This window comes from Sphingobacterium kitahiroshimense, from assembly GCF_025961315.1.
GTDB lineage: Bacteria > Bacteroidota > Bacteroidia > Sphingobacteriales > Sphingobacteriaceae > Sphingobacterium > Sphingobacterium anhuiense.
The window spans coordinates 1,789,224-1,815,839 of record NZ_JAOQNK010000001.1 but is presented as its reverse complement, the minus strand read 5'-3'; the positions used below and the strand labels follow the sequence as shown (position 1 = coordinate 1,815,839).

Sequence of the window (26,616 nt, the reverse complement as noted above, 5' to 3'; positions counted from 1 at the left end):
TTTTAGCTAATGTAATGGCGAATTACTTTTGCTAAAATCTGTTGATACAAAGTTGCTACTTACACTACCATCATGATATAGGGAATATCTTTTTTTGAATCTATTGACAGATAACAAAATATTCTATTTTTATAGCAGAAACAGGGCATGCCCCATTTCTGCGTTTCTGTTATAAGCGGATCCAGTCTGAGAATAATTTCTTTTAATGCTAGTAAACAACTTTTTATTGGTTCTTTTTTACTGTGATAGTAATTCTCAACTTTTTCAAACATAATGAATAGTTATAGGTATTATTCGCAAATTTCTTTTAATCTTGATAAGGCTTTGGGCCAAGTTTCATCAAAGTAAGATAGGTATTCTTCTGTGGTATCTACTTTAACAGTTACATTTGTTATTCCATTATGTTCTTTAAAATGATAGTTCTCTGTACCTCCTGCCCAGCTTTCGACTGCAGGCCCCTCTGTGATTTCTATATCTCCATCCAATATTCCGTAATGATAAATGGAAACAAATTCATTAGGGATATTTTCTAAAATTTTAGCTACCATACCTTCACGTTTACCATCTTTATTTTGTCCAATAAAGTAAATTTTATCACCTTTATTCCATCCTCCTTCATAATCTGATGTAGGGTTGAATTCGGAAGTCCATAATTTATAGGTTTCTTTATCTAGCATTTTGTGAAATACTACTGAAGCTGGTGCTTGAATGTCGATTTGATATGTTTGGTTTTTCATAATTTATTTTTTTGGAAAATTTGGATCTGCTAATACTTCTTCAATCTGTTTAGTGTGTCTAGCACAGTGAGCGGCGATAAAAAGTAGGTTTTGATAACCATCAACTACGCCTGTTGGATAGTCACTGATGTGATTGCGAAGGTCATCTATATTTGCATTTTTGATGTATAATAAAACAGGCTCTCTAGCTGCTAGAAAGTCCTTTATTGCTACTTTGCTATCTTTATATTTTCCTGTGGGTTGCAGTTCTTTTGGTGCCTGAAATTTTTGACTTCGATCAGTCATCATGTTTATGAGACCTTGATCAGTTGATTTGACTTCATTTTTCCGGTTAGGCTGTGGCGCTTTTCCCAATTCTTTTTTTGCCATTTCAAATAACAGACTTTCTGAGCGTATGATATGCTCTAGACATTGACCTATTGACCATTTTCCTTCTCCAGGACTAAATTGTAGTTGTGCTTCACTTAATCCTGATATGTCATCTTTTAATGATTTGGTTGTGTATTGAAAATATTGGATTAATGAATCAATATTTCCGTGCTGATTTAAAATGACAGGAGGGACATTTTTTTCAATTATTCGCGTAACGTTATTTATTACAGCAATTTTATCAGCAGCTTTGGCCGTGATACAGGGAAGAGTTATACTGACACCTAGTGTAAGCATAAATTTTATTAGTATTTTCATTTTTTTTTAATTGGTGAAGTGTGCAAATTCCATTGTTTTCTAGTATAAATTTTTTAAATCCTAACGGTAGACCGTTCATACTTGTTTCTATTTCAAACAATTTAGTTTTAACAATTATAACCTTATTTTGTTTAGCACTGCTTGCCATAAGACAAGAAATAAAAATACGCGTATTGATTTATAAAAATGAAGATTTAAATTTGAGAAAAGATTAAAACAATATTGCTCCATCTTAAATAAAATGAAGGATGTGCTGAATTTTGTTTAAGGATGACTCTGTATTGTATGATCATCTAATTATATGTATTATTGTAGCTAGGATAATTCTTATTTTTTATTTGATGAGAATAGGTGTAATCTTAATCTTTGATGGGAGCGCATCCATATTTCACAGGTAAGTCTACACATCTGATGTGGATTTTTTACGAAATTATTCTAATGCTACTATCACTCCTATTAGAATAGAGTTCAAGGTCATCTTTTCTTGAAATGTAGATTATTAAAATTGATATAATTATCTGGAAAGCTGAATGAAAATGTAAGCCGTGAGAGGGAGATAGATTAGGGTAATTCTCAAATTAATAACGTAGATCGATAATTTAAATGCTAAAAAAGATTGTGGCATTCCTATTTAAATGGCGCAATAATAATTTATTAAAATAAATGAAAATAAAAACCTTAGTTACTTTGAAAGATTTTAGAATTGTCAAATCATGGTTAAATAGTACATATAAAACCTTTAAGTTTGGTCGTATTTGTACAGAGTCTCTACCAAAACGACAAAAAGTACTTATTTTAAATAATACTATAAATTGGCGTAGTCTCGGTCATAGTTTTATTTTTCTCTTTCTTTCGCATGCGACATTGGCGCAAAAAAAACCAGTAGAATATGTTAATCCATTTATTGGAACAACTAACTATGGTACGACTAATCCGGGTGCACAGGTTCCGCAGGGGCTGATGAACGTTTCGCCTTTTAATGTCATGGGGTCATCTTTGAACAAATTTAATAAGGATGCACAATGGTGGTCTACTCCCTATGAATATAATAATAAGTTTTTTACGGGATTTTCTCATGTTAACCTGAGCGGTGTAGGATGTCCAGATATGGGGAGTCTTTTGCTGATGCCAACAACAGGCCGTCTTGATGTCGATTATCGGAATTATGGAAGTACTTACAAAAATGAAAGTGCCGCACCGGGTTATTATACCAATTATTTAGATAAATATGGTGTGAAAACTGAAGCTACAGCGACACTACGAACAGGAATTTCCAGATTTACCTTTCCGAAGGGTAAAAGCCATATTTTACTTAATTTAGGTGAAGGGTTAACGAATGAAACGGGAGCTACGATGCGATTTGTTAACGATCGAGAGATTGAAGGTTCAAAGTTATTGGGATCATTTTGTTATGTTAATAATCAAGCTGTATATCCGATTTATTTTGTCTTAAGGTTGAGTAAGAAACCTTCGGAAAAGGGCTACTGGAAATTTCAGAAGCAAGGAGAAGTTTGGGAAAACGATTGGAATAAGGATGCTGGAAAGTATAAAGTTTTTACAGCATATCATAACGAAATGTCCGGGGATGATATTGGTGCTTATTTAAGCTTTGAAACTTCTGAAAACGAGCAGGTTGAAGTTCAGGTAGGAGTCTCCTTCGTAAGTATTGAAAATGCAAGACAAAATTTAGATCAAGAACAACCCAAAGGCGGATTTGATCAAATCAGATTAGCCGCTTCTAAGAGATGGAATGAAGATTTGTCGAAAATCGAAGTTGAAGGTGGTACTGAAGATCAGAAAACAGTCTTCTATACAGCATTGTACCATGCTTTAATTCATCCAAATATTCTTCAGGATGTTAATGGGCAATATCCCGCTATGGAGACCCGTCAAACATTAAAAACGTCAGGAAATCGTTATACTGTATTTTCTCTATGGGATACTTACCGCAATGTCCAACCGTTAATGAGTCTATTGTTTCCTGACCGACAAACAGAGATGATCCGTTCTATGATCGATATTTATAAAGAAAGCGGATGGATGCCTAAATGGGAGCTTTATGGTCGCGAATCTTATACCATGGATGGAGATCCCGCAATTCCCGTTATCGTTGATGCATGGATGAAAGGTATTCGAGATTATGATCATGAAGCTGCATACGAGGCGTTTTATAAATCAGCAACAACTATAGATAGTACCAATAAAATTCGTCCTGATAATGCTGATTATGTAAAATACGGTTACGTACCACTACGTGCCAAATTTGATAACTCAGTGTCTCATTCAATTGAGTATTTCCTTGCGGACTGGAACCTTTCACAGTTCGCGGCTTCACTAGGAAAGAAAGAAGATGCCAAAATGTTTGCTGAGCGGGCAAAAGGTTATAAGCACTACTATTCAAAAGAGTATGGAACTTTTAGACCTATACTTCCTGATGGTAAATTTCTAACCCCTTTTGATCCTTTGCAAGGTGCTAATTTCGAACCAAATCCTGGTTTTCATGAAGGAAATGCTTGGAATTATACTTTTGCCATTCCACATGATATTGCTGGATTAGTGAAATTAATGGGGGGTAAGCATAATTTTGTGGAAAAACTTCAAGCTACTTTTGATAAAGGATATTTTGACGTTACTAATGAACCTGATATGCTTTATCCGCATATCTTTTCGGAAATCGAAGGGGAGGAGTGGCGTACTCAAAAATTAGTAACGGAGATTTTAGAAACTCATTTTAAGAATGCTCCAGGAGGAATACCTGGTAATGACGATACAGGCACAATGTCTACTTGGGCATCTATGAATATGATGGGAATATATCCGTTATGTCCAGGGAGGCCGGAGTACACGGTTGTAACTCCGGTATTCGATAAGGTGACGATACATTTAGATGCAAAATATCATCACGGTAAAGATAAGTTGATTATCAGAAGGGACCGTAAAGGTGATGCAGGATTTATTAACGGTATTTCAATTGATGGGAAAAAAGTAAAGGGCTTTAAAATATCTCACCATGATCTTGTTAATAGTAATGAAATTGTAATTACTACTGGAAATCGTTGATATATGTTTTTAACAGTGAATTATTTGAAAAAAATAGCCTTAGGGCTATTTTTTTTTGATTTGAATATTCCAACTTAGTTCGATAATCTTTATTCTTTTAATAATTTGCATCTTTCCTTTAGCTTCATTCTGAATTTTTTTTAATAACTATTGAAGTTGATATTTTTTTATTGATGACCATATCTGATAAAGTAAAAGTATTTTAGGTGGAAGCATTCATTTTTTATTATTTTGTGACTATAATAATAAATTTGAATTATACCTTTTATATTAAATACTTAACGACATATTACACGTGTAGTTTTTGTAAAAAAAATAACCATAAAGATGATTAGAAATTTAAACATATGCACCTTAGTAAGTCTATTTTTTGCTATTGGAAACATTTATGCACAAAGGAGTACTAAACCTAATATCATATATATTTATGCAGATGATTTGGGGTATGGTGAGATTGAACCTTATGGGCAGCAGAAAATAAAAACTCCTAATCTATTAAAATTAGCTGAGAAGGGGATGACTTTTACACAACATTATGCTAGTACACCTGTATGTGCACCATCCCGTGCTATGCTTATGACTGGTAAACATGGTGGGCATGCTTATATTCGTGGTAATTATGAACTTGGTGGATTTCCTGATAGTCTTGAAGGTGGGCAGATGCCCCTGCCGGAAGGCACATTAACCATTCCTAAGATGCTGAAGCAGATTGGATATCGTACAGCTATGGCGGGTAAGTGGGGATTAGGTATGAATAATACACCAGGCAGCCCCTTGAGACAGGGATTTGATTATTATATCTCGGTTTTAGATCAGAAACAAGCTCACAATTTTTATCCAACTCACTTATGGGAAAATGATGTGCGATTAACATTGAACAACCCTGTAATGGATGTGCATAAGGCACTTAATCCAGCGACAGCGACAGACGCAGATTTTGACTATTATATAGGGAAGGAATATGCAACTGATCTAATGGCTGAAAAAGCACTCAAATTTATTTCAGAGAATAAGGAACAGCCATTTTTTCTTTATCTGCCATTTACGCAACCACATGTGTCATTGCAGGCACCTCAAGAATATATTGATATGTACAAAGGTGTTTTTGATGAAAAACCTTACTATGGACAGCAAGGATATTCAGCTACTAAATATCCTTATGCAACATATGCTGCAATGATTACTTATTTGGATGCTCAGGTCGGTAAAATAATGAACCGAATCTCGGAGCTAGGTCTTGATGAGAATACAATCATTATGTTTTCTAGTGATAATGGTACGACATTTAATGGCGGTGTAAATCCAAAATTCTTTAAAAGCGTCGGTGACTTAAGAGGTCTAAAAATGGATGTATTCGAAGGAGGGATCCGTGTGCCTTTTATAGCATCTTGGCCAGGAAATATTTCGGCGGGAGTGAAATCTGATTTTGCATCAGCGCAGTATGATATTATGGCCACAATAGCTGCAGTCACTGGTCAAAAACTTGAAAATACCGATGGTATTTCATTATTGCCAACACTTTTGGGAAAAACAGATGAACAACAAGATCATGATTTTTTATATTGGGAATATCCGGAAAACGGAGGACAGATCGCAATCCGTTTAGGGAAATGGAAAGCTGTTAAATTAGATGTCCGTAAGAAAGGCTACAGTAGGACACCTTGGATGATTTTTGATCTTGAAAATGATAGGAAGGAAGAGCACGATTTAGCTGCTCAGCATCCAGAACTAATTAAAAAATTTGATACTATAGTAGATCATCAACATCAACCAGCACATATCAAAGAATGGGAGTTTATTAATCCAAAATTCACTAAAAAGTAATGTTTTAACAGAATTTTCTTACTTTACTTTTGTTCACTTGGGGATTGCATATTATTTTTCAAGTTACGGAGGTATTTAGATGATAGAAATGAATAATAAAGAAGAAAAAGCAGAATTTTGGGAATCTGCTTTTGTTGAAAAAAGTGAAATGTGGGGTTTCGAACCAGCAAAAACAGCTGTTTTAACGGCTGATTTTTTTATCAAAGAGCTTGTTAAAAATGTACTTATCCCGGGAATAGGGTATGGTCGTAATGCTCAGGTTTTTAAAGATAAGGGTATGGCTGTTACGGGAATAGAAATATCGAAGACAGCAATCAAGATGGCGAGGGCTCATTATGGATCGGATATGCTAATTTTTAATGGATCTGTTACTGATATGCCTTTTGATCAAAATAAATATGATGGTATATTTTGTTATGCTTTAATTCATTTATTGGATAGCCAAGAAAGGATTAAACTAATTCAGGATTGTTATGATCAACTCAATGTCAACGGATATATGTTTTTTACGGCAATTTCTAAGAAGGCTGATAGTTACAAAAAAGGAAGATATATTGATAAGGATCGTTATGAAGTATTCGAAGGAGTAAAGCTTTTTTTCTATGATGAGCATGCTATTGAATCCGAGTTTAAGCATGTTGGGCTATTTGAAATTGAGGAAATTGATGAAAGTCAACCCTTTTTTTTAATAAAATGTAAGAAATCTAATAATTGAGTTCATTATTTAGTTTCTTAAAACTAACTGCACATAGTAACGACCTGTCGATTTATCTATTATAAAGAATCCTGTATGTATGAAGCAAGATCGTTATCCATTTTACTTGGACTACTTTTTAGTTGTTGTATAATTCGTTGACGTTCTTCTTTTGTTTTATTTTGACTTAATTTCTTCTGCCCTTGTAACTCATTTACCTCTAACTCGAAGATTACTATACCTTGCATCATTCCCTTTTTGAATTTTTTAGATTGATTATTCCACTGTTGTAAGTAATCTTTTTCATAAAATAAAATCATTTGCTCTAAAGCATTGATTTTAGCCTCTTCATCTGTTATAATTTTTGCAGTTCCATAAGCATGAACAGCAATATAATCCCAAGTAGGTACGCTTTCTACTTTATCATAATGTTGAGGAGATATATAAGCATGAGGTTCGGTAAATATAACTAGTGAAGTATTTTTTGAAATATACGCGACTTGTTCATTATTTTTTGCAAAATGGGCAGTAAGAATAAGTTTATCTGAAGTGTCGTTTACAACAAAAGGTAGCTGTGTAGCAATTGGAATATTATTCTTTACTGTAATTATGGTGGCAAAGCTATATTTTTTCATGAAAGCAATCTGCTCAGCTTCATGCTCAATTTTAAAATTATTGGGTATAAACATAATTTTATTTTAAATAGGATTTATTATTTAGCATATTTTTTTGATCCTGCAACACAGAGTATGACAGCCATCGTTATTCCTATCATATTAAGACTTACTTTTTCATTCAAAAAAATTGATGCTACGGCTAGTCCAAGAAACGGTTGAAGTAATTGTAACTGTCCAATAGATGCAATTCCTCCTTGAGCTAATCCTTTATACCAAAATATGAAAGCTATAAACATGCTAAAAATAGAGACGTATGCTAGCCCGAACCATGCCTTTATATCTACGTTTGCAAATGATAGTGGTCTGTAAAAAAATACTAGGGGTATCATAAATGGCAGTGATAAGACTAGCGCCCAGGAAATTACTTGCCAGCCCCCCAATGTTTTTGATAGTTTCGCCCCTTCTGCATATCCTAATCCACACAGTATCACGGCAACTAACATCAATGAATTACCAAGTGGTGAGGTTGTTATTCCTTGTGCAATAGCATAACCTATTATAAAAAGGCTACCTATTATTGAGAATAACCAGAATAAAGGTTTCGGCCTTTCACCACCTCGAAGCACGCCAAAACTAGCGGTTGCAAGTGGAAGTAGTCCTAAAAATACAAGTGAATCTGCGGATGTAAGATATTGTAGTGCTAAAGCGCTTAAAAGAGGGAAGCCAATTACAACACCGACTGACACTATAAACAAAGGAATAATTTGTTTTTGTGTAGGTTTTCTCTCTTTAAAAATTATTAATCCGCCTAAAGCAAGTAACCCAGCAATTGTGGCACGGGAAACTGTTAGAAATATAGGATTTAAATCTAATACCGCAATTCTTGTTGCAGGCAGAGAGCCACTGAATAATAATACGCCTATAATGCCATTAATCCAACCGTTAGATCGAATCTTTGTTTCATAATTTATAGCTGTTTTTCTCATTAAATTTTCATTTGATCAAAAGTACATGAACATCATTTATGAGCACAGTATCAGTTTTGATTTATTTAATGGATACAGTTATATTTATATTATGAAAAGAGATTTTTTATACGATGAAATTGCTCGTAAAATCAGTAGTCAAATTAAAAGTGGCTTATTGCAACCTGGTGATCGCCTGCCATCAATCCGAACATTCAGTCAAGAGCAAGGGATAAGTGTGAACACTGTCAAACGTGTATTTCTTGAATTAGAAGCACAGTCTCTTATTCAATCCAAGCCTCAGTCGGGTTATTTTGTTAGTCCGGCGTCTTACCTAAAGATTCCATTAACGGAAGTAAGTAAAACTTCACTAGGCATTGACAATGTCGAGCCAAAGGAACTTATTAGTCGTGTATATGCAAATATGGGGAAATCAGATCTGACACTATTCTCTATTGGTATTCCTTCTGGTAATTTGTTGCCATTAGCAAAATTGAAAAAAGAACTTATTCTCGCTACAAGGGCGTTAAAGGAAGGTGGAACTGAATATGAACCAATAGAAGGAAATTCAAAATTACGAAGAATGATTGCTGTCCGATCATTAGCATGGGGAGGGAAGTTACAAGAAAGTGATTTGGTAACGACTAATGGAGGTATGCATGCTTTATCTTTATGTTTAATGGCATTAACTAAACCGGGTGATACTTTAGCATTAGAAAGTCCCTGTTATCCTGGTATTTTACAGCTTGCTATAAGTCTAGGATTACAAGTTATTGAAGTGGCAACCCATCCGATTACAGGAATTGATATTGAGTCTTTAAAAAAAATAATACCGGTTATTCATGTATGTCTCTTAGTGCCAAATTATAATACCCCGTTGGGAAGCTGTATTCCCGATAGTAATAAATATGAAATTGTTCATTTATTAGCAAAGCATCATATTCCAATAATAGAGGATGATGTATATGGAGATTTGTATTTTGGTTCTACAAGACCAAAATGCTGTAAATCTTATGATACAGAAGGAAATGTGCTTTGGTGCAGTTCTATTTCAAAGACTTTGGCACCAGGTTATCGGGTAGGTTGGATTGCTCCGGGCAAGTATAAAGAGCAGATTTTAAAGTTAAAACTCGTACATGCTATATCTTCAACATCTGTGGTTCACGAAGCTGTAGGAAACTTTTTAAAATCTGGACGGTACGACAATCATCTTAGACATCTTCGAAGTACACTATCCGACAACTTTCAGCATTATGCCCATACTATCGCTTCATACTTTCCGGAAGGAACTAAAATAAGTCGTCCACAGGGAGGACTTGCATTATGGGTTGAGTTTAATGAAAATATAGATACGGCCGAACTGTACGAATTTGCACTTAAACACAATATAAGTATTGCACCAGGCCGGATGTTTACCCTCCAAGATCAATATAATAACTGTATGAGGCTTTGTTATGGACTTCCTTGGAACAACGAATTGCAATTTAAACTGAAACAACTGGGTAATTTTGCCAAAATTCTTGATAAAAAAAATATAAATAGTTTGATTTAATATATTGCTAACCCGTTGTGCATTATGATATAGGGCTATAAATAAGATAAATAAGTTGTTCATTACTCTGATAATCAGTAAACTGTTTTTTCATGCGAGCCGGAGCAGGCTCATGCCTATTTCTTCCATTTCATCAGTTTTACTAAGTGCAATGAGTTTCAGCCAGAATATTTTTGTTACAAAAATGGAGGTTCCCCTCTTTAATTTTTAGGTGCAGCAAACGAAGATCAGATGATTACCAAATTATAACTTTTAACATTATTTGTTCAGTGTTTGTTCAGTACTTGCTCAGTGATCACTCAGTGTAGACTGTATCAATATTGACTGATTACTGTATAAAAATTGATTAAAAATTGCTATTAATTAAAATCTGGTATTAGGATGTTTCCGTTTTAATATTTATCTTAATTATCTATAAACTAATCATGTAATTATGGCAATCATCAAAAATGGCGTTAATGGGACTGTTTCCGGGAAAGCAGGTTCTGTTGTGTTTGTCTTAACGAAAACAGGAAATTATGTGCGTTCTCTCCCTCGCGTTAAAAAACGGGCACCTACACCTGAGCAACTGCTCAGTAGAACACGCTTCAAAATTGTGAGGTCGCATATTAGTATGTTAAATCCCATTATCAATATTGGTTATAAGGCATACAGCTATCCTAAGCGGGCATATGATGTGGCGATGTCTTATAATTTGAACGAAGCACTTATTCAGAAAGAGGACGATTTTGTAGTTGACTGGCAGAAATTTATGATTGCCAAAGGAAGCCCGAATCCCATCACTTCCTATACGATGGATTTCGATCAAGAAAATCAAGTGATTCGGGTGACTTGGGAATATGATGTTTATCTGGAGAAGAAGTTTAACACCAGGTCTTACGATTCCTTTTTAATCCTGTATAATGCAGAAGATAATGGGGGGGAATATCCACTTTTGATGAACGACTCGAAAGACAGCTTAATATCTGGCAAACAAAATGTTAAAATTCCGAAACATAAAAAGAAAGTGACGTATGAAGTGTTTATCTTTTTTGTAGAGAGCTATGGTGGTGGTAATACAGACAGTATGCACTTGGGTAAGATAAAGGTTTGAGCGGTATCAGGTGTCATTATTCCAGGGTGAATGTAAACTGGAGGTACGACCTTTGAAACAGATTTAATAAATTAAAGAAACCCGTTGTGCATTATGATTTAGGGCTATAAAGAAGTTATTCATTACTCTGATAATCAATAAATTGTTTTTACGACAAAACGATTTAGAATGAGCAACCTATTCGCAAATTACGAAAGAATATTGGGAGTTTTAAGAGTAATATCAATAATTTAAAAATTAGCACTATTTAAAATGCACAACGGGTTATCTCTAATAATATTTCATTACGATAATCTAGACCTAAGTCTTGTTGTGGAGCTGATACTAGGTCTATAATTTTTTCCGGTAAATTGTCATTTCAAATTCAATTGTAATAAAATTTGTTACAATATAAAAAATATTCCTAACTTTGTTGGTGATATGAATAATACAAGATTTTCAACAGCTATACATATATTAACATTGCTGGCTGATAGTGGAGAAAATTGGGTGAACTCGGATTGGATTGCAGGTAGTATTAACACGAATGCTGCGATGGTGCGGAAAGAACTAAGTGCATTGCAAGATGCAGGTTTTGTCATAGGACGTAAGGGCAAAGAGGGAGGTTCTCGATTAAATAAGCCAAGTAGTCAAATTTCATTGGCAGATATCTATGTGGCAGTGAAGAATACTGAAGTGCTAGGTAAAAAGAATTTGAATACGAATCCGCAATGTCCAGTTGGTAAGCAGATTAATAAGGAGTTAGATCAGCTCTATTCTGATACCGATCAGTTGGTGATTAATTCGTTAAAAGGGCTGACATTGGAAAATTTCGCGAAGAAATTTCGTTAGTTTTTTTTGATTTTAAATGTAACAAAATTTATTACAATATAGGATTTATGAAAATAGGAATTACAGGTGCTACTGGACATCTAGGACGTCTGGTAGTGGGAAAATTAAAAGAAAAAACTGCAAGCAGCAATTTAGTTGCATTAGTGCGTGACACTCAAAAAGCTCGTGACTTAGGTATCGAAGCACGCTTATTTGATTATAATAAACCGGATACTTTGGTCGAGTCATTGAAAGGAATTAATCATTTATTATTGATATCAGGAAATGAAATTGGACAGCGTCAGGCACAGCATGAAAACGTTATCAAGGCTGCAAAAGAGGCGGGAGTAGAATGGATTGTATATACGAGCCTTTTACATGCTGATACATCTTCATTGGTATTGGCAAATGAACATCTATTAACGGAGGAAATTCTAAAATCATCTTGTGTGCCTTTTACTATTTTGCGTAATGGTTGGTATACTGAAAATTATACCGCTTCTGTTCCTACAGCAATACAAAATGGTGCATTATTTGGTAGTGCAGGAGAGGGGAAAATAGCATCTGCAGCGAGAGCTGATTATGCTGAAGCTGCAGCAGTAGTTTTAACCAGTGCAGATCAACAAAATAAGGTATACGAGTTAGCAGGTGACTATGCTTACACCTTAGCTGAGTTGGCTGAAGAGATTTCAAATCAAACAGGGAAAGTTATTCCTTATAAAAATTTAAGTGAGTCAGATTATGCGAAAGCTTTAATAGAAGCAGGTTTACCTGAAGGATTAGCAACTGCTATCGCAAGTTTTGATAAAGGAGCTGCAAATGGTGATTTGTATGATGATGGAAAACAGTTATCTACTTTGATCGGTCGTCCAACAACTTCGCTGACTACTGTTGTCAAAGCAGCTTTAGCGGGATAAAATTTAGCGTAGTTCTAAAAAAGAGGAGTATCAGAAATGATACTCCTTTTTTTTAGAACTACTTCCTATATCATATTCATATCGTATCCTATTTGAGAATATTTTATAAATTGCATAAAAAGATTCTAGAATGAGTACAAAACAAGATCAGATTAAGCATTGGTCCCGTGTTGAATATTTGCACGAAACTCATACCAATCCCAATATTCATATTAAGGGGAACACAAGTTATTACAGCAACGCCTGGACTGGAAATTTTGAAGAATGTGTTGTTCGTTATTTGTATGGAGATGTGTACAGTTTAAATCAATGGGAACCTGCCTGGGTTATAGATCAATTATATATTGGTTCGTATGTGTGTATTGCAGCTGAAGCTGTAATATTGATGGGGGGAAATAATACGCATCGTTCTGATTGGTTTAGTTTATATCCTTTTGTTGAATCTATCGTAGAATCGTATCAAAGTAAAGGAGATACTATAATTGGCGATGGTGTTTGGATAGGGATGCGTGCCATGATTCTTCCGGGTATTCAGATTGGAGAGGGCGCTATTATTGCTTCAGGAGCTGTTGTTACAAAAGATGTTGCACCCTATAGTGTTGTTGCAGGAAATCCGGCAAAGCATATTAAGTTTAGGTTTCAATCGGATACGATTATTTCATTGCGTAATTTAAAAATTTATGATTGGGATGAGGCGAAATTTAAACATTTACAGTCATTTATATGTGGAAACGATATTGAACGATTGATAGAGGAAGCATGCAAATATGAAGCCTCCCTGTAATGTTTAGTTTGAAAACAATTTAAGAAATTAGAGGTTATTTGTTTTTTTGAGATTATTTTCTTGTAGCGTTAACATAATTTGTAAAAATTCATTTTTCTTAAAAAAATGATTCTCTTCCAACAAGTGGTTATAGTTGGTGATAACATTAAATAAAACTTCTAGGTTCTCATCTTGATATTGGTCAAAAGTGAAATATAGAATAAATTGGATATATTTTAAGAAAGGGAAAATTTTTATAATTGTACGAACATGAGCTAGCAGTATACAGCTTGCAATAAATTACGGAGATCAATCTGAGTAAAGAAATAGTACGAAACATATTATTGGACCTATTTTTTTGTATATTTATTCTAATAAAATGAGCGATAATTTCTTGAATTTTATTCCTAATTGAAATCCTAAATATGAAAAAAGTAACTGGGCTTGGAGGTGTGTTTTTTAAATGCGAGGATCCTCAAAAGATGAACGACTGGTATGCCAAGAATCTAGGTTTGGAAGCTGGTGAATATGGAGCAACTTTTAAATGGCGCGAGCTTGATCATCCATCGGTTAAGGGGGCAACAGCATGGTGTACATTTCCTCGTGATTCTGAATATTTTAATCCTTCTGTAAAGCCCTTTATGATCAATTACCGCGTCGAAAACCTTGTTGCGCTGGTTGAGGAATTAAAAAAAGATAATGTCACTATCGTAGATGAAATTTCGGAGTATGATTATGGGAAATTTATTCATGTATTAGATCCTGAAGGTAATATCATTGAACTCTGGGAACCCATAGGGGATATGGAATAGCATCGTCAAATAAAATAATAGTATGAAAAGTACCGCTGGACACGATGAACGAATAGCAAAAATGATATTTGCATCGGTTTATCCTCATTATCTCGAAAAAGTTGAAAAGAAAGGTAGAACAAAAGAGGAGCTGCATCAGGTTATAAAATGGTTAACCGGTTTTGATGAACAACAGTTGCAGGATCAAATTGATCAGAAAGTAAATTTTGAAACATTCTTTGAAAATGCAAATCTTAATGTTAATGCCAATCTTATTACTGGTGTAATCTGTGGTTATCGTGTAGAGGAAATTAAAAATCCTCTAACACAGAAAGTTAGATATCTCGATAGGATAATAGATGAATTAGCAAAAGGGAAAAAAATGGAAAAAATTTTGCGACAAGTTTGTTAATTATTTGTATATTAGATTGTTGTAAATGATTGTTGTTTCTTTATTTTATTGAAGCTAACTCAATATATAATAAGTAAAGCCGTTTGCATTCGTGTAGACGGCTTATTTTTTTAATAACCTGACTTGATGTTAACAGTGATTAGTAAAAAATAATTTTAACTTTACAGTTGGTCGACCGACTGTGATTGCTTGCTATTATCAATAGTAAGCAATCAAAATGAATGAGGATATATAGATAGGTTAACTGTTATCTATTCTTCCTAAAATATCAGAACATAAATGATTTAAATCTCATGGGAAAACTCTTACAAATTGCATTCTTTTCATTACTATTTACTATAACTGCTCATGCACAAAGTATAGAGGGGTTAAGAAAAAATATTCAGCAGATCATGCAGAACAAAGATGCTGTTGTTGGTGTAGCGATAAACGGCATTAATCATAGTGATACATTGGGTGTAAATGCCGATAGACGACTTCCTATGCAAAGTGTTTTTAAATTTCCATTGGCGATTGTCATGTTAACAGAAATCGATAAGGGTAATTTTAAACTTGATCAAAAGATAGAAATTACGAAGCGTGATCTTACACCAGAAATTTGGAGTCCAATTCGGGAAAAATATCCTACCGGAACAACGCTTACGATAAAGGAAATTCTGGAATATACAATCACTTTAAGTGACAATGTAGGATGTGATGTTCTTTTAAAACTTCTCGGCGGACCTCAGGTTGTAGAAAGCTATTTCGTAAAAAAAGGATTTAAGGATATATCGATTAAAATTAATGAAAAGACGATGCAAAGTAATTGGGATAAACAGTTTTTGAACTGGTCAACACCCAAAGAAATGAATCGAATTTTGCAGACCTATTATGTGAATAAGAATAATTTGCTTTCGATGCCGATGTATGATTTTTTGTGGACAACTATGAAGTCTACTAATACAGGTCTTAAACAATTGAAAGGACAACTTCCTGATCAAACAGTTGTAGCACATAAGACTGGCTCATCTGGAACTAATAAGAAAACTGGAATAACGGCTGCACTCAATGATGTTGGAGTTGTTTTACTTCCAAGCGGTGAGTACTTTGTGATCAGTGTCTTTGTAACCCATTCGAAAGAAAATCAGGAAACGAACGAACGTATTATTTCAGATATAGCTAAAGCGGCTTGGGATTTTTTTACAGGAGCTAATCAATTATAGTAATACTTCTGGATCAGTTGTTCCTTTTTTTATCAGATCATCAATACTTTTCAGTGTTCTTTGAGATATTTGTTCTAATGCTTCCTTTGTGAAAAAAGCCTGATGGGCAGTAACCAAAACATTAGGGAAGCTCAACAATAACTGAATGGTGTCATCGTCAATAATTGTTGCCGATAAATCTTTAAAGAAAAGTTTCTCTTCTTGCTCATAAACATCGATACCAAGTAGGCCTATCTTTTTAGTTTTTAATGCTTGTATTGCATCATTGGTATTAATCAGATTACCTCTGCTCGTATTGATTATTGTGACACCATATTTCATTTTATCAATAGATTCTTTGTTAATTAGATAATGGTTGTCAGCTGTAAGAGGGCAGTGTAGCGATATGATATCAGATTCCATAAAGAGTGTTTCCAATGCGACATATTTTACACCTAGGTTAATCAACGTTTCATCAGGGTATAAATCATACGCAATAACCTCTGCTCCGAATCCCAGCGCTATTTTAACAAATGCCTTTCCTATTTTACCGGTTCCGACCACACCAATTTTCTTTTGGTAGAGATTGAATCCCAATAAACCGTTTAATGAAAAATTTTGTTCACGTACACGATTATAAGCCTTGTGAGTTTTGCGGTTCAAAGTAAGTATCATTGCCATAGCATGTTCAGCAACAGCCTCTGGTGAATAGGCAGGAACCCGACAAACTTTGATGCCAAATTCTTTTGCAGCCTCAAGGTCTACATTATTGAATCCCGCGCATCTCAAAGCGATGTACTTAACTCCTTTTTTTGCAAGAGTTTCAATGACATTTCTATTTAGTTTGTCATTTACAAAAACGCATACTGCATCTTCATTTTCAATTGCATTAACGATATGAGGTCCTAGATGTGTTTCAAAAAAATGAAGTTCAAAACCATATTTTTCATTTTCTTTTTCGAAGAATTCTCGATCGTATGGCTTGGTTGAAAAGAAGGCTATTTTCATAACATATATTTTATATAAACTTAAGTAAATTTGCCAGTATCTACAATGATTTCATTAAGTTAAATGTCACTACTACTATCAATTCCCTTTTCAATCGATACTTTTTAAAAATTCCTAAGTATATTCTTATGTTTCTTTGTTATTGAAACAGTAATTTGAATATTTTTTTTCTATGGATACATATATATTCAATTATTGATCTTTTTTTTATTCTAAAAGGCGATTAAATTGATTTATTTAGATATTTTATGGTTTTAAATTCTTTTAATAATGGTTTAAATAAAATTTACTAGCCCCTATAACTCTGTTTAGTGTATGATTTTATTTGTTTTTAATCAATTGTAACATAATTATGAATAATTGGTATTAATAGCTATCTTAGTTTCGGCACTAACCTAAGATATGTCTAACCAAACCTTGATCTCTACCGCAGAATTTGAGCGTATTTATGAAAAATGGAACCGAAAAGTCTATCAATATGCTTTAAGCAAGACTTCTTCCACTTATATTGCCGAAGAAACTGTCCAACGTGTATTTATCAAGCTTTGGAATAATATTTTTCAAAAGAAAGTGCATGTGGAAATAGAAGCTCAACTATTTTGCATTGCTCGTACCACACTTTTGGATATTGTGAAAGAAGAAAGGAGGAGGCAGGATCTATTGCATCTAAAAGTTGAAACTGATCAAGTCCCCACACCGTCAGAGTTATATCGCTTAAAGGAACTGAATGAACGGTATGAGGACATCGTGTCAAGAATGCCAGAATCTAGAAGAAAGGTGTTCATGATGAGCAGGTTCGAAAATTTGACTTATAAAGAGATCGCAGAAAGATTGTCGATTACACCCAAAACCGTTGAAAATCATATCGCTTTGGCATTAAAAGTTTTGAAAAAAATGTTTGTGTTTATCATTCATTTATTTTTTTAAAAATAGGCTTGGGGGTAAGTGAGGTTTCTGCCGTATTCTTATTATATGAAGATTACGCGAGAACTTATCAATCGATACCTAAAGAATCAATGTTCGGCTGAAGAAGCTGCATATCTGGAAGATTATATAGCACATTTAGGAGAATCTCTTGATCAGCTATTGTCTAAAGAAGACTGGGATCTTACTGATGAAAATTTAGATTATCCCAATCAGCAGGAAATCAAAGATAAAATATTCGCTTTTGCTAAAAAGCAAAATGTTTTAAAATATAACAGGAAATTAGTTCGCATTGCTTCCGCTGCGGCTGCTATAGTTGTTTTTATTCTTGGCTTTTATGTGAGTTTAAATCCATTATTAAATAAGCCTGCACCCCATCTTGGACAAATAGCTTCTGTTGAAGATGAGAAAGAGGAGATAAGTAATCTATATTACATAAATTCAGGCAATGACAATATGTTATTAACGGCAAGTGACGGATCTGTTATTACACTTTATCCGCAGTCAGAAATCAAATATGCTGAAGATTTTAGTACCCAGCAGGAGAGAGTGCTGTATTTGAAGGGGAAAGCTAAATTTGAGGTTGCCAAAGATAAATCCAAGCCATTTCGTGTACATTCCACCGGTGTAGTCACTACAGCTTTAGGAACGGTTTTTAGTGTTGATGAATTGCGATCTACTCAAACCCAGATCAAATTGATGGAAGGTAAAATAGAGGTGAAAGCTGTGGATCATCAGAGAGGGAAAGAATTAGTGCGAACCTTTTTGCCGCACGAAGAGATTACTTTGGATCATCGTGAATTAAAGGTTGTCGAGGAGATAAAGACTCATACAATAGGAACAGATCGAGGTGGTCATTTTCTTCAAAACAACCAGATAATCCAGTTTAAAAATATAGCCCTAGAGGATGTTTTGATAATTCTGATGCAAAACTATGACATCAAGTTGCAATACGATAAATCATTGATCAGTAATAAATTTTACAGCGGAACTTTTACGAATAAAACGAATGTCTTTGAAGAAATCATCAGGGAAATTAACTACTTACATCATGCCGGTATAAACTACACAAATCCACAATAATAAACAATTAAACCAAACAAATTATGAGCAACTTTTTATCTAAAAAGCATCAGTTTCAAACTGTGCTGCTACTTCGATTTAAAAGTCCACGTACTAACTGGCCCCTTCGACTCGGAATGTTGGGATTGCTGAGTATGGGATTTCATGTGGGGTACAGCCAGTCAACAGCTTCTGTAAGTGGAGTTGTCAGGGATGGAAGTAATAATCCCATCAGTGGCGCTACTGTAAGTATTGAAAATCTGTCTACGAAGTATAAACAGATGAATACGACGAATGCAGCAGGAACTTTTTCGTTTGACCGTATTCCAGAGGGGCAGGGATACGAAATTAAAATCAGTTTTGTAGGCTTCAAGACCAAAGTACTTAGTAACTATAATATTGATTCAAAAGATAAAGTTGCTATTACTGTTGCTCTAGAGCAAGAACAGGAAAGTTTAGAAGAGGTTGTAGTAGTTGGTTATGGAAAGCAGAAAAAAGCAAATATTACAGGTTCAGTGACTTCGGTCAATGCCGAACAATTAAAGAATATTTCGCCTTCTAACCTTTCTAATGCCTTAGCTGGACGTGCCGCAGGTATAAATGTTACAAATACTTCGGGTATGGCGGGAGCTTCCTCAAGTCTACGCATTCGTGGTAGTTTTGCAGAACCTTTGTATGTGATTGACGGAATTGTACGGGATAAAGCGGCATTCGATGCCTTGGAAGCCAATGAAGTGGATCAGATGAGTTTTTTGAAAGATGCCGCAACAGCTGCGGTCTACGGGACAAGAGCGGGTAACGGTGTTGTGGTTGTCACAACTAAAAAGGGATCAGCTCAGGAGCCTGTATTTAATGTGCAAAGTAATTATAGTTTTGGTGCTCCTACTCAAACGCTTTTAGCAGATATTACGACTGCGGCTGATGAACTGACTTATCAAAATCGGGTATCTCAATTTCTTTGGGAAAATGGCTCTAGAACAGAACCATGGGTAGCACCCAATGGACAGGCTGAGTTTGATTATTTTAAGGATAAGGACTATAGTGTTAATGATAATATCTGGAGAAACCCTTTTAGTCACCGACAATCGATCTCGGTGTCGGGTGGTGGAGACCGAATTACTTATTATAATTTAGTCAGTTATCGTAAAGAAAATGGATCTTACAAATCATTGGATCATGAAAAATTCAATTTAAGGAGTAATGTCAGTGCCAAGATTACGGATGATTTTACGATTGATGTTAATATCTCGGCCAATCAAATCAATTCCAAACGTTTTTATTGGCCATTTAGTACTTCCGCTAATGATGATGATTTTGATGTGTCAGATTTTTATCGCGTAACATTCAATTGGCCTAAAATGTATCCGTTTTATTTAAACGCAGATGGATCTCCAAGTAATTCTCCAACAGCATATCCTGTTCAGACACCCATGGGGAGCTGGCAAGCTTGGAATGTGATTGACCAAGTAGTTGGGAATCGATATATCGATCGTAAAGTTCGTCAGGTAAACCCAATCATGACGTTGAATTATAAGTTGGATAAACTCATAGAGGGCTTGTCTACAAAAGTTGTAGGTAGCTATCTCGCAGAAGATTATATGCGTAAAAGATTTATGACCTTCCAAAAGAACTACACATTTACTTCTCTGAATCCGGATGGAAATAGGTTTATACCTGCACCACCTTCAGAAGACAAAGTGAATATTTTTACTTTTAGTCAAGCACAGCCTTTTATGGATTATTCTCCTCAACGGGAGTGGGAATATCAGGTCAACTGGTTTTTGAATTATAACCGTAAATTTAATAAACATGCCATTGATGCGTTGTTGGTCTATGAACAATTTAAAGCTGGTGGAACCTATGTAACATCCCGTGCTGAAAATCCAATTGTTAGTATTGATCAAATGTTTATTTACCCGACGGATCGTAATTTTAGAGCTACAGATGCGTATGAAACAATTAATTCTAGAAGGGGATTTATCGGACGTGCAAATTATAACTATGCAGATAAATATATCGCTGAATTTTCATTTAGATATGATGGTTCGCCCTTATTCCCCGGTGATAAACGGTGGGGATTTTTTCCATCCATGTCAGCTGCTTGGCGTGTGTCGGAAGAACAGTTTTTCTTAGATATCAAAAATACGGTGAGTGATCTAAAGTTAAGAGCTTCATATGGAACAACAGGGAATGATCTTGATGTTAATGCGCAAAGGATCGGACAATTTTTGTATCAGGAAAAATATAGGCCTGCGGGTGGCTACATGTTTGGTGATCGTTATTATAATGGTATTGCCTATGGTGATACACCTACACAGAACCTGACTTGGACGACATCCAAAAGTGTTAATATCGGTTTGGATTTTGGTTTTGTAAATAATAAACTAAGTGGCTCAATAGATGTGTTTAATCGTAAGGAAACAGATATTTTAGGACGGCGTACTTTGAAAATTCCTGATAATTATGGACGGTCATTGGCTCCGGAAAACTATGCTGCTCGAAGTTATAAAGGTGGAGAGGTATCTATTAATTGGAATGATCGTGTGGGTGAAGTAGGTTATGGAATCACAGCTAATATGGGGTATGCAAAAGATCGTTGGGATGTCTATGATGAAGAGCCTGCATTTGCTGTTGGGGGAACGCGCAATTTCGAATCTCGAATTGGAAGACCTGAAAATCGAATCATCGGCTTTGAAGCTGTGGATCTTGTTAGAACACAGGAGCAATTAGATGCACTGAAGAGCAGTGGGTTTAAAACATATGGTCGTGATCCATACTTAGGTATGATTTTGTACAAAGATATTCGTGGAGCTAATTATTCTGAAAGCCCAGATGGTAAGATCGATGATAATGATCTGACGTTGCTTTCCGAAAATAATACACCACGCATCAATTACGGTTTTGGGCTAAATGCAAACTGGAAAGGTTTTTCTGTTTCAGCTTTATTGCAGGGAGTACTGGCATATGATCGTGTTATAAGTAATTTGGAAGGTGGAGGAATTCGTCAGCATGGCGGTACTTTTCGACCGTATTATCCTATCTGGGCAGGCGATGTTTGGACAGCAGATAATCCACAGGCAGATTATCCGAGAGTAGTGGGTTCCAACTGGCAGGAGTCGGGAACAGGTGCTTCGAGTTTTTGGATTCGTAATGGTGCATATTTGCGCCTAAGAGATTTAAATATATCCTATAGTTTACCGCAGTCAATTACAAAGTCGATGAAAATAAACAGTGTGAATGTATTCTTTAATGGAACAAACCTATTTGTGCTTTCTCCTATGACCGAGTTTCACGACCCGGAACAGAAAATGTATGATTCCTATCCTGTTATGAAAACATTTACCTTGGGTTTGGATGTTAAATTTTAATTGAAAAAACTATGAAAACGATATTTTATACCCTAATAGCACTTTTAGTTACAGTAGCGTCTTGTAAAAATGTGTTAGATATTGAAGATCTTAATTCACTTGACGAAAGCAAGGTATGGAACGATCCGAATCTTGTGAATGCCTATATAACGAATCTTTATCCCATGTTTGGAAATTGGAATGCTTCAGCGGATGCCAATTCAGAGCAGTTAATGGGCATATCTTTTCCTTTGGATGCTATCACAGTTAACAATGCCGCTTATAAATCTTGGGATTATACCACTATCCGTAGAATTAATACTGCAATTCAAAAAGTAACCGAAAGTGCAGCATTAAATGCAGATGTAAAAAATGCTATTCTTGGGCAAGCTTTATTTATGAGAGCATATATGTATTTTAATATGGTTCGATATCATGGTGGTGTACCCTATATTACTGTACCGCAGGATTTGGAGAAAGATGATTTAGAAACACCTCGTAACACAACGAAGGAATGTTTTGATTTAATGATAAAAGATCTAGATCAGGCAATTGCCTTATTGCCGCCTATGATTGCCAAAAGTTCAGGAGATTATGGTAGAATCGATGGGAATTTTGCTCTATCTTTTAAAGCTAAAGTTTTATTGTACAAGGCTTCCCCTCAATTTAATCCAACTAACCCTTATAATAATGTGTATTGGGCAGAAGCGCATGCTGCAAATAAAGCTGCCTATGATAAGTTAAAGGCTGATGGATATAATTTGACTCCAGACTATGCTAACATTGCTTTGCAGGAGAAGGGATCTGAAGTTGTTTTTGCTGTAATCAATTCGTATCCGAATAAAGTGGCGAGTTGGGATAATGGAGTGCGCCCGGGTTCTGAAAGTAGAGGCGCAGCAGGTGCAGTTCCAACATGGGATTTTGTCAAGTCATTTCCCATGAAAGATGGTAAAACTTTCTCAGATCCGACAGGAAAGTATTTTAAAACGAATGAGCAGTTTTTACAATCTTATTGGGAAAATAGAGATCCTCGGTTCGACAAATCTATTGTATGGAATGGCAAGATTTACGAAGTTTCTGGGAAATCAGGGAAACGTCAATATACCTCTGTGGGTATAGCCGCAGATCTGGATAACTTTGGTATTAATCCTAAGGCTAAAACACCATCAGAAAATCTGAATCGATATAGTGGATTTTTTATACTTAAAAATTCAAAGTTATCGCTGAAGCAAACAGAAGTAGAAACTCAATATGATGTGGATTTTGTACTGATGAGATTTGCGGAGGTTATGATCAACTATGCTGAAACTGCAAACGAAACCGGGGATTTTAATACCGCATTAACCATTCTAAAACAGATCAGGATGCGTGCAGGTATTGAAGCAGGAAGTGACGGAAATTACGGTATTACCGCTATTGACCGTACTCAGATGAGAGATGCAATTTTGGCAGAACGGAATATTGAGTTTTGTTTTGAAGGACACCGTTTCTGGGATCTGAGAAGAACTCGAAAATTGAATATACTTAATAATACGACCAAATATGGTGTAGAGGCTATTGCTATTCTTAGTAATGGAGCTGAAATGGATTTGGATGAGGCTGCAAATCTTGCCAAAACTTATCAGCTTAAGGAAAATCAGTTTAAATACAGTGTTTTACAAGTTCCAAATACGGGAAATAAAGTAAATCTTGTACCCGATACTTATTACTTTTTTCCATTAGCTCAATCTGTGATTGATAAAAATCCTAAAATATCACAGAATAAGGATTGGGGTGGAACTTTTAATCCGACACTAGAATAATATGAAGTCTTATCATATGCTTGGCGATAGTAAAAATAAATATTCATTATAGTACTTTAAAAAAAGTAATTACTGTCGAGAACTCGAATTTATTAATGTACCACCTCAAAGGTCTTCTGTATAAATACAGAAGACCTTTCGTATTTTTTATTGAATTCATGCTATTTAAGAAATTGTTATAGATATTGAAGCATACTTGGAACTCAAAAATACTTATATTTACTTGTTAGGTATTTTTAGATTTTTTAAAAAAACCACAAAACATCTATCTTTTGTAAAAGTGCTTCATGTAATGGTATTTTTATTGATCAATTATTTGAACATGAAAGATATTAGGGTGTGAGAAATTATGGAAAGTCAAACAATTATTACAATTCTGATAACCGGGATTATTGTGAGTAAAATTATTATCGGATTTTTACTCTATGAATTGATTCGGAAAAATCGCATTTTAAAGCGGGAAAAAGTCAAACTTTTAGGTACTAATATAGCACTCGAAGAGCAGGCTGATCAAATTAAAAAGTATAATGAAGAATTGAAGGCTTCCGAACTTTTTAAGATCAAGGTATTGTCAATTGCTTCACACGATTTAAGAACTCCTTTTATTTCAATGAGTATGTTGTTGAATGCCGTTGACTTATCGCTTATGTCAAAACTTGATATGGAACAAGTTTTAATGCAATTAGGATCAGAACTCTCTCATTCACAAAATATGTTGGATGAGGTGCTTTTATGGGCAGAATCTCAGCTCCGTGATAACTTAGAAAACAAGGAAACGTTTAATATTTCTCAACAGATTCAGCATGTCTTGTTGTTATTTCAAAAAGATTTAATGTCAAATAATATTTCTTTAGAAGAGAGTCTTCCTAAAGATGTTTATTTGTATATGAGCAGGGATATATTTTCTTTTGTCATTAGGAACATTGTTAGTAATGCCGTCAAGTTTTGTAAATATGCCGGTAAAATTACTTTAGGGGTTTCGGAGATCAAAGGAGATGAATTGTTGTTATATATAGAAAATGAAGGAATAAATATGCCAGAATCGACTGTTGAAAAGCTTAATAATAGAAACAGTTGGGATCATAGAAAAGCTGTTAATGGTACAGGGGCAGGACTTGGGGTTTCATTATGTAAGGATCTTCTCCAACGGGTAGGAGGTAAAATTTATTTTGAAAACATCAGTAATGTTGGGACGATTGTTTTTATTTCTTTTCCAATACACACGATTACTGCTCTTGATGATGAAATTATAAATAAAGAAAATAGCAACTTTATGAATGGTTTTAAAGAACAAAATTAGGTTTGATTCTTTCCTGTTTTTATTCGTTTAATTTATTTTTTGTGATCCAATAATTATTTTTAGTTCAGAAATAGAGTCATTTATTTTTTGTACTCCAGCAGTAATGTAATTATTCTTGCTGTAGGCTTCATACAAATCTATGCTGTTTAATAAAGAATCTTTGACGAAAATTCGATCACGTTCCTTTGATGGAAATTTTGGAAATAGGCCATTTGCAAATTTAACTTTTGAAAAATTTGAAATTTCATATTTTTCGAAAGTATGATTAGCATTCTGCTTATCCTCACCTTCATTTTGTTGAGAGAAAATAAATTTTAAACCAAGCTGTTCATTTGTAAAACAAATTTTCTGTTCATAATCGTCATCTTTAGAAAATTCTATACTATCGTATTCACTATAAGAGAATAAAGAATCTCTTTCAAATTCTATGTTTTTTGATGATGCAAATACAATAAAATCTTCAATTGTGGATTTCTCAAATTCAAGGTCTAATACAGACCAATCTTTTTTAATGGTTATTATCTTAGATGCGGTAGTTTCCTTTGAACAACTGTATAAAAAAATAGATATTATAAAAAGGATAACTGCTTGTTGCATATTTGCTTTTATTGTTAAAATTGTCTGTTTTATATTTTATAAAGATCGTGCTAATTTATAATTTAAAAATCCCTGATTTCAGTTATATATGCTATCTATTTCTTGAAGAATTTATAAATAATAAAAAGTAAAATAAAGCAATATGAATTTGATCATATCGATCAATTTAAAAAGTTGGGAGAATTATCTTTAATCGGATAATTTTTTAAATTACTATATCGTGTTCTATGGGCTGGGATGTCTGCAAAAGTATATTTGGCACGTTATTAGTCTTTTATAATAAAACGTAATTATTATGAGAAAGATTTGTTTAGTATTGCCCCTTATTTGTATGGTATTTTTAACCTCATGTTATACAACGAGAACTGCTGGAAATAGCGGTAAAGTACCTCCTGGACAAGCCAAGAAAGCTGTTGGAGCAAAATCTGCGAAACCATTTGCACCTGGTCAAAGAAATAAGTAAATATGGTATA

24 protein-coding genes are annotated in these 26,616 nt (G+C 34.5%); 17 read left to right on the top strand and 7 right to left on the bottom strand.

Annotation, left to right across the window (positions count from 1 at the left end):
- Positions 1-59: 59 nt before the first annotated feature.
- The 3 genes from M2265_RS08255 to M2265_RS08245 are packed head-to-tail and all read right to left on the bottom strand — an operon-like array spanning position 60 to position 1,424.
- The gene (locus M2265_RS08255; RefSeq protein ID WP_243655441.1) at positions 60-272 is read right to left on the bottom strand and encodes a DUF1801 domain-containing protein; all 213 of its coding nucleotides are present in this window, start codon (positions 270-272) and stop codon (positions 60-62) included.
- 18 nt (positions 273-290) lie between these two features.
- Complete coding sequence (locus tag M2265_RS08250) at positions 291-737, bottom strand: SRPBCC domain-containing protein (protein ID WP_021190776.1); 447 nt, start codon at positions 735-737, stop codon at positions 291-293.
- Between the two features lie 3 nt (positions 738-740).
- A complete protein-coding gene (locus tag M2265_RS08245) occupies positions 741-1,424 on the bottom strand; it encodes a DinB family protein (protein ID WP_132771071.1) in 684 nt (227 codons plus the stop codon).
- Between the two features lie 663 nt (positions 1,425-2,087).
- Here M2265_RS08245 and M2265_RS08240 point away from each other — a divergent pair.
- From M2265_RS08240 to M2265_RS08230, 3 genes are all read left to right on the top strand, one after another.
- Positions 2,088-4,484, top strand: coding sequence for a GH92 family glycosyl hydrolase (locus tag M2265_RS08240; RefSeq protein ID WP_132771072.1), 2,397 nt, complete (start codon positions 2,088-2,090; stop codon positions 4,482-4,484).
- Positions 4,485-4,811: 327 nt separating this feature from the next.
- A complete protein-coding gene (locus M2265_RS08235; RefSeq protein ID WP_132771073.1) occupies positions 4,812-6,308 on the top strand; it encodes an arylsulfatase in 1,497 nt (498 codons plus the stop codon).
- An 88-nt stretch (positions 6,309-6,396) separates the two neighbouring features.
- Entirely contained in the window at positions 6,397-7,023 is a 627-nt protein-coding gene (locus M2265_RS08230; protein WP_132771074.1) for a class I SAM-dependent methyltransferase, read from the top strand.
- Between the two features lie 59 nt (positions 7,024-7,082).
- On the opposite strand, the gene M2265_RS08225 is transcribed toward M2265_RS08230, so the two are convergent.
- The gene (locus tag M2265_RS08225) at positions 7,083-7,691 is read right to left on the bottom strand and encodes an FMN-binding negative transcriptional regulator (RefSeq protein ID WP_132771075.1); all 609 of its coding nucleotides are present in this window, start codon (positions 7,689-7,691) and stop codon (positions 7,083-7,085) included.
- 23 nt (positions 7,692-7,714) lie between these two features.
- On the bottom strand, positions 7,715-8,605 hold the full coding sequence (locus M2265_RS08220; RefSeq protein WP_132771076.1) for a DMT family transporter: 891 nt from the start codon (positions 8,603-8,605) through the stop codon (positions 7,715-7,717).
- A 91-nt stretch (positions 8,606-8,696) separates the two neighbouring features.
- On the opposite strand from M2265_RS08220, the gene M2265_RS08215 reads away from it, so the two are divergent.
- From M2265_RS08215 to bla, 8 genes are all read left to right on the top strand, one after another.
- A complete protein-coding gene (locus M2265_RS08215) occupies positions 8,697-10,136 on the top strand; it encodes a PLP-dependent aminotransferase family protein (protein WP_132771077.1) in 1,440 nt (479 codons plus the stop codon).
- Positions 10,137-10,569: 433 nt separating this feature from the next.
- A complete protein-coding gene (locus tag M2265_RS08210; RefSeq protein WP_132771078.1) occupies positions 10,570-11,229 on the top strand; it encodes a DUF6266 family protein in 660 nt (219 codons plus the stop codon).
- 420 nt (positions 11,230-11,649) lie between these two features.
- Positions 11,650-12,060: an Rrf2 family transcriptional regulator gene (locus M2265_RS08205; RefSeq protein WP_021189475.1), complete on the top strand. Its 411-nt coding sequence runs from the start codon at positions 11,650-11,652 to the stop codon at positions 12,058-12,060.
- Between the two features lie 47 nt (positions 12,061-12,107).
- The gene (locus M2265_RS08200; RefSeq protein WP_132771079.1) at positions 12,108-12,956 is read left to right on the top strand and encodes an SDR family oxidoreductase; all 849 of its coding nucleotides are present in this window, start codon (positions 12,108-12,110) and stop codon (positions 12,954-12,956) included.
- Between the two features lie 130 nt (positions 12,957-13,086).
- On the top strand, positions 13,087-13,740 hold the full coding sequence (locus M2265_RS08195) for a CatB-related O-acetyltransferase (RefSeq protein WP_132771080.1): 654 nt from the start codon (positions 13,087-13,089) through the stop codon (positions 13,738-13,740).
- A 404-nt stretch (positions 13,741-14,144) separates the two neighbouring features.
- On the top strand, positions 14,145-14,531 hold the full coding sequence (locus tag M2265_RS08190; protein ID WP_132771081.1) for a VOC family protein: 387 nt from the start codon (positions 14,145-14,147) through the stop codon (positions 14,529-14,531).
- A 22-nt stretch (positions 14,532-14,553) separates the two neighbouring features.
- Positions 14,554-14,922 carry a DUF2200 domain-containing protein gene (locus M2265_RS08185; RefSeq protein ID WP_132771082.1) on the top strand — a complete coding sequence of 123 codons (369 nt, stop codon included), beginning with the start codon at positions 14,554-14,556 and terminating at the stop codon, positions 14,920-14,922.
- Between the two features lie 293 nt (positions 14,923-15,215).
- Positions 15,216-16,124, top strand: coding sequence for a class A beta-lactamase, subclass A2 (gene bla / locus M2265_RS08180; RefSeq protein ID WP_132771083.1), 909 nt, complete (start codon positions 15,216-15,218; stop codon positions 16,122-16,124).
- Here bla and M2265_RS08175 read toward each other — a convergent pair.
- Positions 16,119-17,111 carry a 2-hydroxyacid dehydrogenase gene (locus tag M2265_RS08175; RefSeq protein ID WP_132771084.1) on the bottom strand — a complete coding sequence of 331 codons (993 nt, stop codon included), beginning with the start codon at positions 17,109-17,111 and terminating at the stop codon, positions 16,119-16,121. The genes bla and M2265_RS08175 overlap by 6 nt on opposite strands.
- A gap of 402 nt (positions 17,112-17,513) precedes the next feature.
- On the opposite strand from M2265_RS08175, the gene M2265_RS08170 reads away from it, so the two are divergent.
- The 5 genes from M2265_RS08170 to M2265_RS08150 all read left to right on the top strand — a co-directional run bounded on the left by M2265_RS08170 (position 17,514) and on the right by M2265_RS08150 (position 25,546).
- Positions 17,514-18,038 carry a sigma-70 family RNA polymerase sigma factor gene (locus M2265_RS08170; RefSeq protein WP_132771085.1) on the top strand — a complete coding sequence of 175 codons (525 nt, stop codon included), beginning with the start codon at positions 17,514-17,516 and terminating at the stop codon, positions 18,036-18,038.
- Positions 18,039-18,083: 45 nt separating this feature from the next.
- Complete coding sequence (locus M2265_RS08165; protein WP_132771086.1) at positions 18,084-19,118, top strand: FecR family protein; 1,035 nt, start codon at positions 18,084-18,086, stop codon at positions 19,116-19,118.
- A 23-nt stretch (positions 19,119-19,141) separates the two neighbouring features.
- Positions 19,142-22,465: a SusC/RagA family TonB-linked outer membrane protein gene (locus M2265_RS08160; RefSeq protein WP_132771087.1), complete on the top strand. Its 3,324-nt coding sequence runs from the start codon at positions 19,142-19,144 to the stop codon at positions 22,463-22,465.
- A gap of 11 nt (positions 22,466-22,476) precedes the next feature.
- A complete protein-coding gene (locus M2265_RS08155) occupies positions 22,477-24,246 on the top strand; it encodes a RagB/SusD family nutrient uptake outer membrane protein (RefSeq protein ID WP_132771088.1) in 1,770 nt (589 codons plus the stop codon).
- Positions 24,247-24,595: 349 nt separating this feature from the next.
- Positions 24,596-25,546 (top strand): sensor histidine kinase, encoded by a 951-nt coding sequence (locus tag M2265_RS08150; protein ID WP_021189485.1) that lies wholly within the window; start codon positions 24,596-24,598, stop codon positions 25,544-25,546.
- 27 nt (positions 25,547-25,573) lie between these two features.
- Here M2265_RS08150 and M2265_RS08145 read toward each other — a convergent pair whose 3' ends face one another.
- Complete coding sequence (locus M2265_RS08145) at positions 25,574-26,143, bottom strand: hypothetical protein (RefSeq protein ID WP_132771089.1); 570 nt, start codon at positions 26,141-26,143, stop codon at positions 25,574-25,576.
- A 295-nt stretch (positions 26,144-26,438) separates the two neighbouring features.
- On the opposite strand from M2265_RS08145, the gene M2265_RS08140 reads away from it, so the two are divergent.
- Positions 26,439-26,606, top strand: a complete 168-nt coding sequence (locus tag M2265_RS08140; RefSeq protein ID WP_156169556.1) for a hypothetical protein — start codon at positions 26,439-26,441, stop codon at positions 26,604-26,606.
- The last annotated feature ends 10 nt before the right edge of the window (positions 26,607-26,616 follow it).

What these genes read in the sequence shown, in the direction of transcription:
- M2265_RS08255 (WP_243655441.1), bottom strand. Translation starts at nt 272, where the DNA reads ATGTTTGAAAAAGTTGAGAATTACTATCACAGTAAAAAAGAACCAATA.
- M2265_RS08250 (WP_021190776.1), bottom strand. Translation starts at nt 737, where the DNA reads ATGAAAAACCAAACATATCAAATCGACATTCAAGCACCAGCTTCAGTA.
- M2265_RS08245 (WP_132771071.1), bottom strand. Translation starts at nt 1,424, where the DNA reads ATGAAAATACTAATAAAATTTATGCTTACACTAGGTGTCAGTATAACT.
- M2265_RS08240 (WP_132771072.1), top strand. Translation starts at nt 2,088, where the DNA reads ATGAAAATAAAAACCTTAGTTACTTTGAAAGATTTTAGAATTGTCAAA.
- M2265_RS08235 (WP_132771073.1), top strand. Translation starts at nt 4,812, where the DNA reads ATGATTAGAAATTTAAACATATGCACCTTAGTAAGTCTATTTTTTGCT.
- M2265_RS08230 (WP_132771074.1), top strand. Translation starts at nt 6,397, where the DNA reads ATGAATAATAAAGAAGAAAAAGCAGAATTTTGGGAATCTGCTTTTGTT.
- M2265_RS08225 (WP_132771075.1), bottom strand. Translation starts at nt 7,691, where the DNA reads ATGTTTATACCCAATAATTTTAAAATTGAGCATGAAGCTGAGCAGATT.
- M2265_RS08220 (WP_132771076.1), bottom strand. Translation starts at nt 8,605, where the DNA reads ATGAGAAAAACAGCTATAAATTATGAAACAAAGATTCGATCTAACGGT.
- M2265_RS08215 (WP_132771077.1), top strand. Translation starts at nt 8,697, where the DNA reads ATGAAAAGAGATTTTTTATACGATGAAATTGCTCGTAAAATCAGTAGT.
- M2265_RS08210 (WP_132771078.1), top strand. Translation starts at nt 10,570, where the DNA reads ATGGCAATCATCAAAAATGGCGTTAATGGGACTGTTTCCGGGAAAGCA.
- M2265_RS08205 (WP_021189475.1), top strand. Translation starts at nt 11,650, where the DNA reads ATGAATAATACAAGATTTTCAACAGCTATACATATATTAACATTGCTG.
- M2265_RS08200 (WP_132771079.1), top strand. Translation starts at nt 12,108, where the DNA reads ATGAAAATAGGAATTACAGGTGCTACTGGACATCTAGGACGTCTGGTA.
- M2265_RS08195 (WP_132771080.1), top strand. Translation starts at nt 13,087, where the DNA reads ATGAGTACAAAACAAGATCAGATTAAGCATTGGTCCCGTGTTGAATAT.
- M2265_RS08190 (WP_132771081.1), top strand. Translation starts at nt 14,145, where the DNA reads ATGAAAAAAGTAACTGGGCTTGGAGGTGTGTTTTTTAAATGCGAGGAT.
- M2265_RS08185 (WP_132771082.1), top strand. Translation starts at nt 14,554, where the DNA reads ATGAAAAGTACCGCTGGACACGATGAACGAATAGCAAAAATGATATTT.
- bla (WP_132771083.1), top strand. Translation starts at nt 15,216, where the DNA reads ATGGGAAAACTCTTACAAATTGCATTCTTTTCATTACTATTTACTATA.
- M2265_RS08175 (WP_132771084.1), bottom strand. Translation starts at nt 17,111, where the DNA reads ATGAAAATAGCCTTCTTTTCAACCAAGCCATACGATCGAGAATTCTTC.
- M2265_RS08170 (WP_132771085.1), top strand. Translation starts at nt 17,514, where the DNA reads ATGTCTAACCAAACCTTGATCTCTACCGCAGAATTTGAGCGTATTTAT.
- M2265_RS08165 (WP_132771086.1), top strand. Translation starts at nt 18,084, where the DNA reads ATGAAGATTACGCGAGAACTTATCAATCGATACCTAAAGAATCAATGT.
- M2265_RS08160 (WP_132771087.1), top strand. Translation starts at nt 19,142, where the DNA reads ATGAGCAACTTTTTATCTAAAAAGCATCAGTTTCAAACTGTGCTGCTA.
- M2265_RS08155 (WP_132771088.1), top strand. Translation starts at nt 22,477, where the DNA reads ATGAAAACGATATTTTATACCCTAATAGCACTTTTAGTTACAGTAGCG.
- M2265_RS08150 (WP_021189485.1), top strand. Translation starts at nt 24,596, where the DNA reads ATGGAAAGTCAAACAATTATTACAATTCTGATAACCGGGATTATTGTG.
- M2265_RS08145 (WP_132771089.1), bottom strand. Translation starts at nt 26,143, where the DNA reads ATGCAACAAGCAGTTATCCTTTTTATAATATCTATTTTTTTATACAGT.
- M2265_RS08140 (WP_156169556.1), top strand. Translation starts at nt 26,439, where the DNA reads ATGAGAAAGATTTGTTTAGTATTGCCCCTTATTTGTATGGTATTTTTA.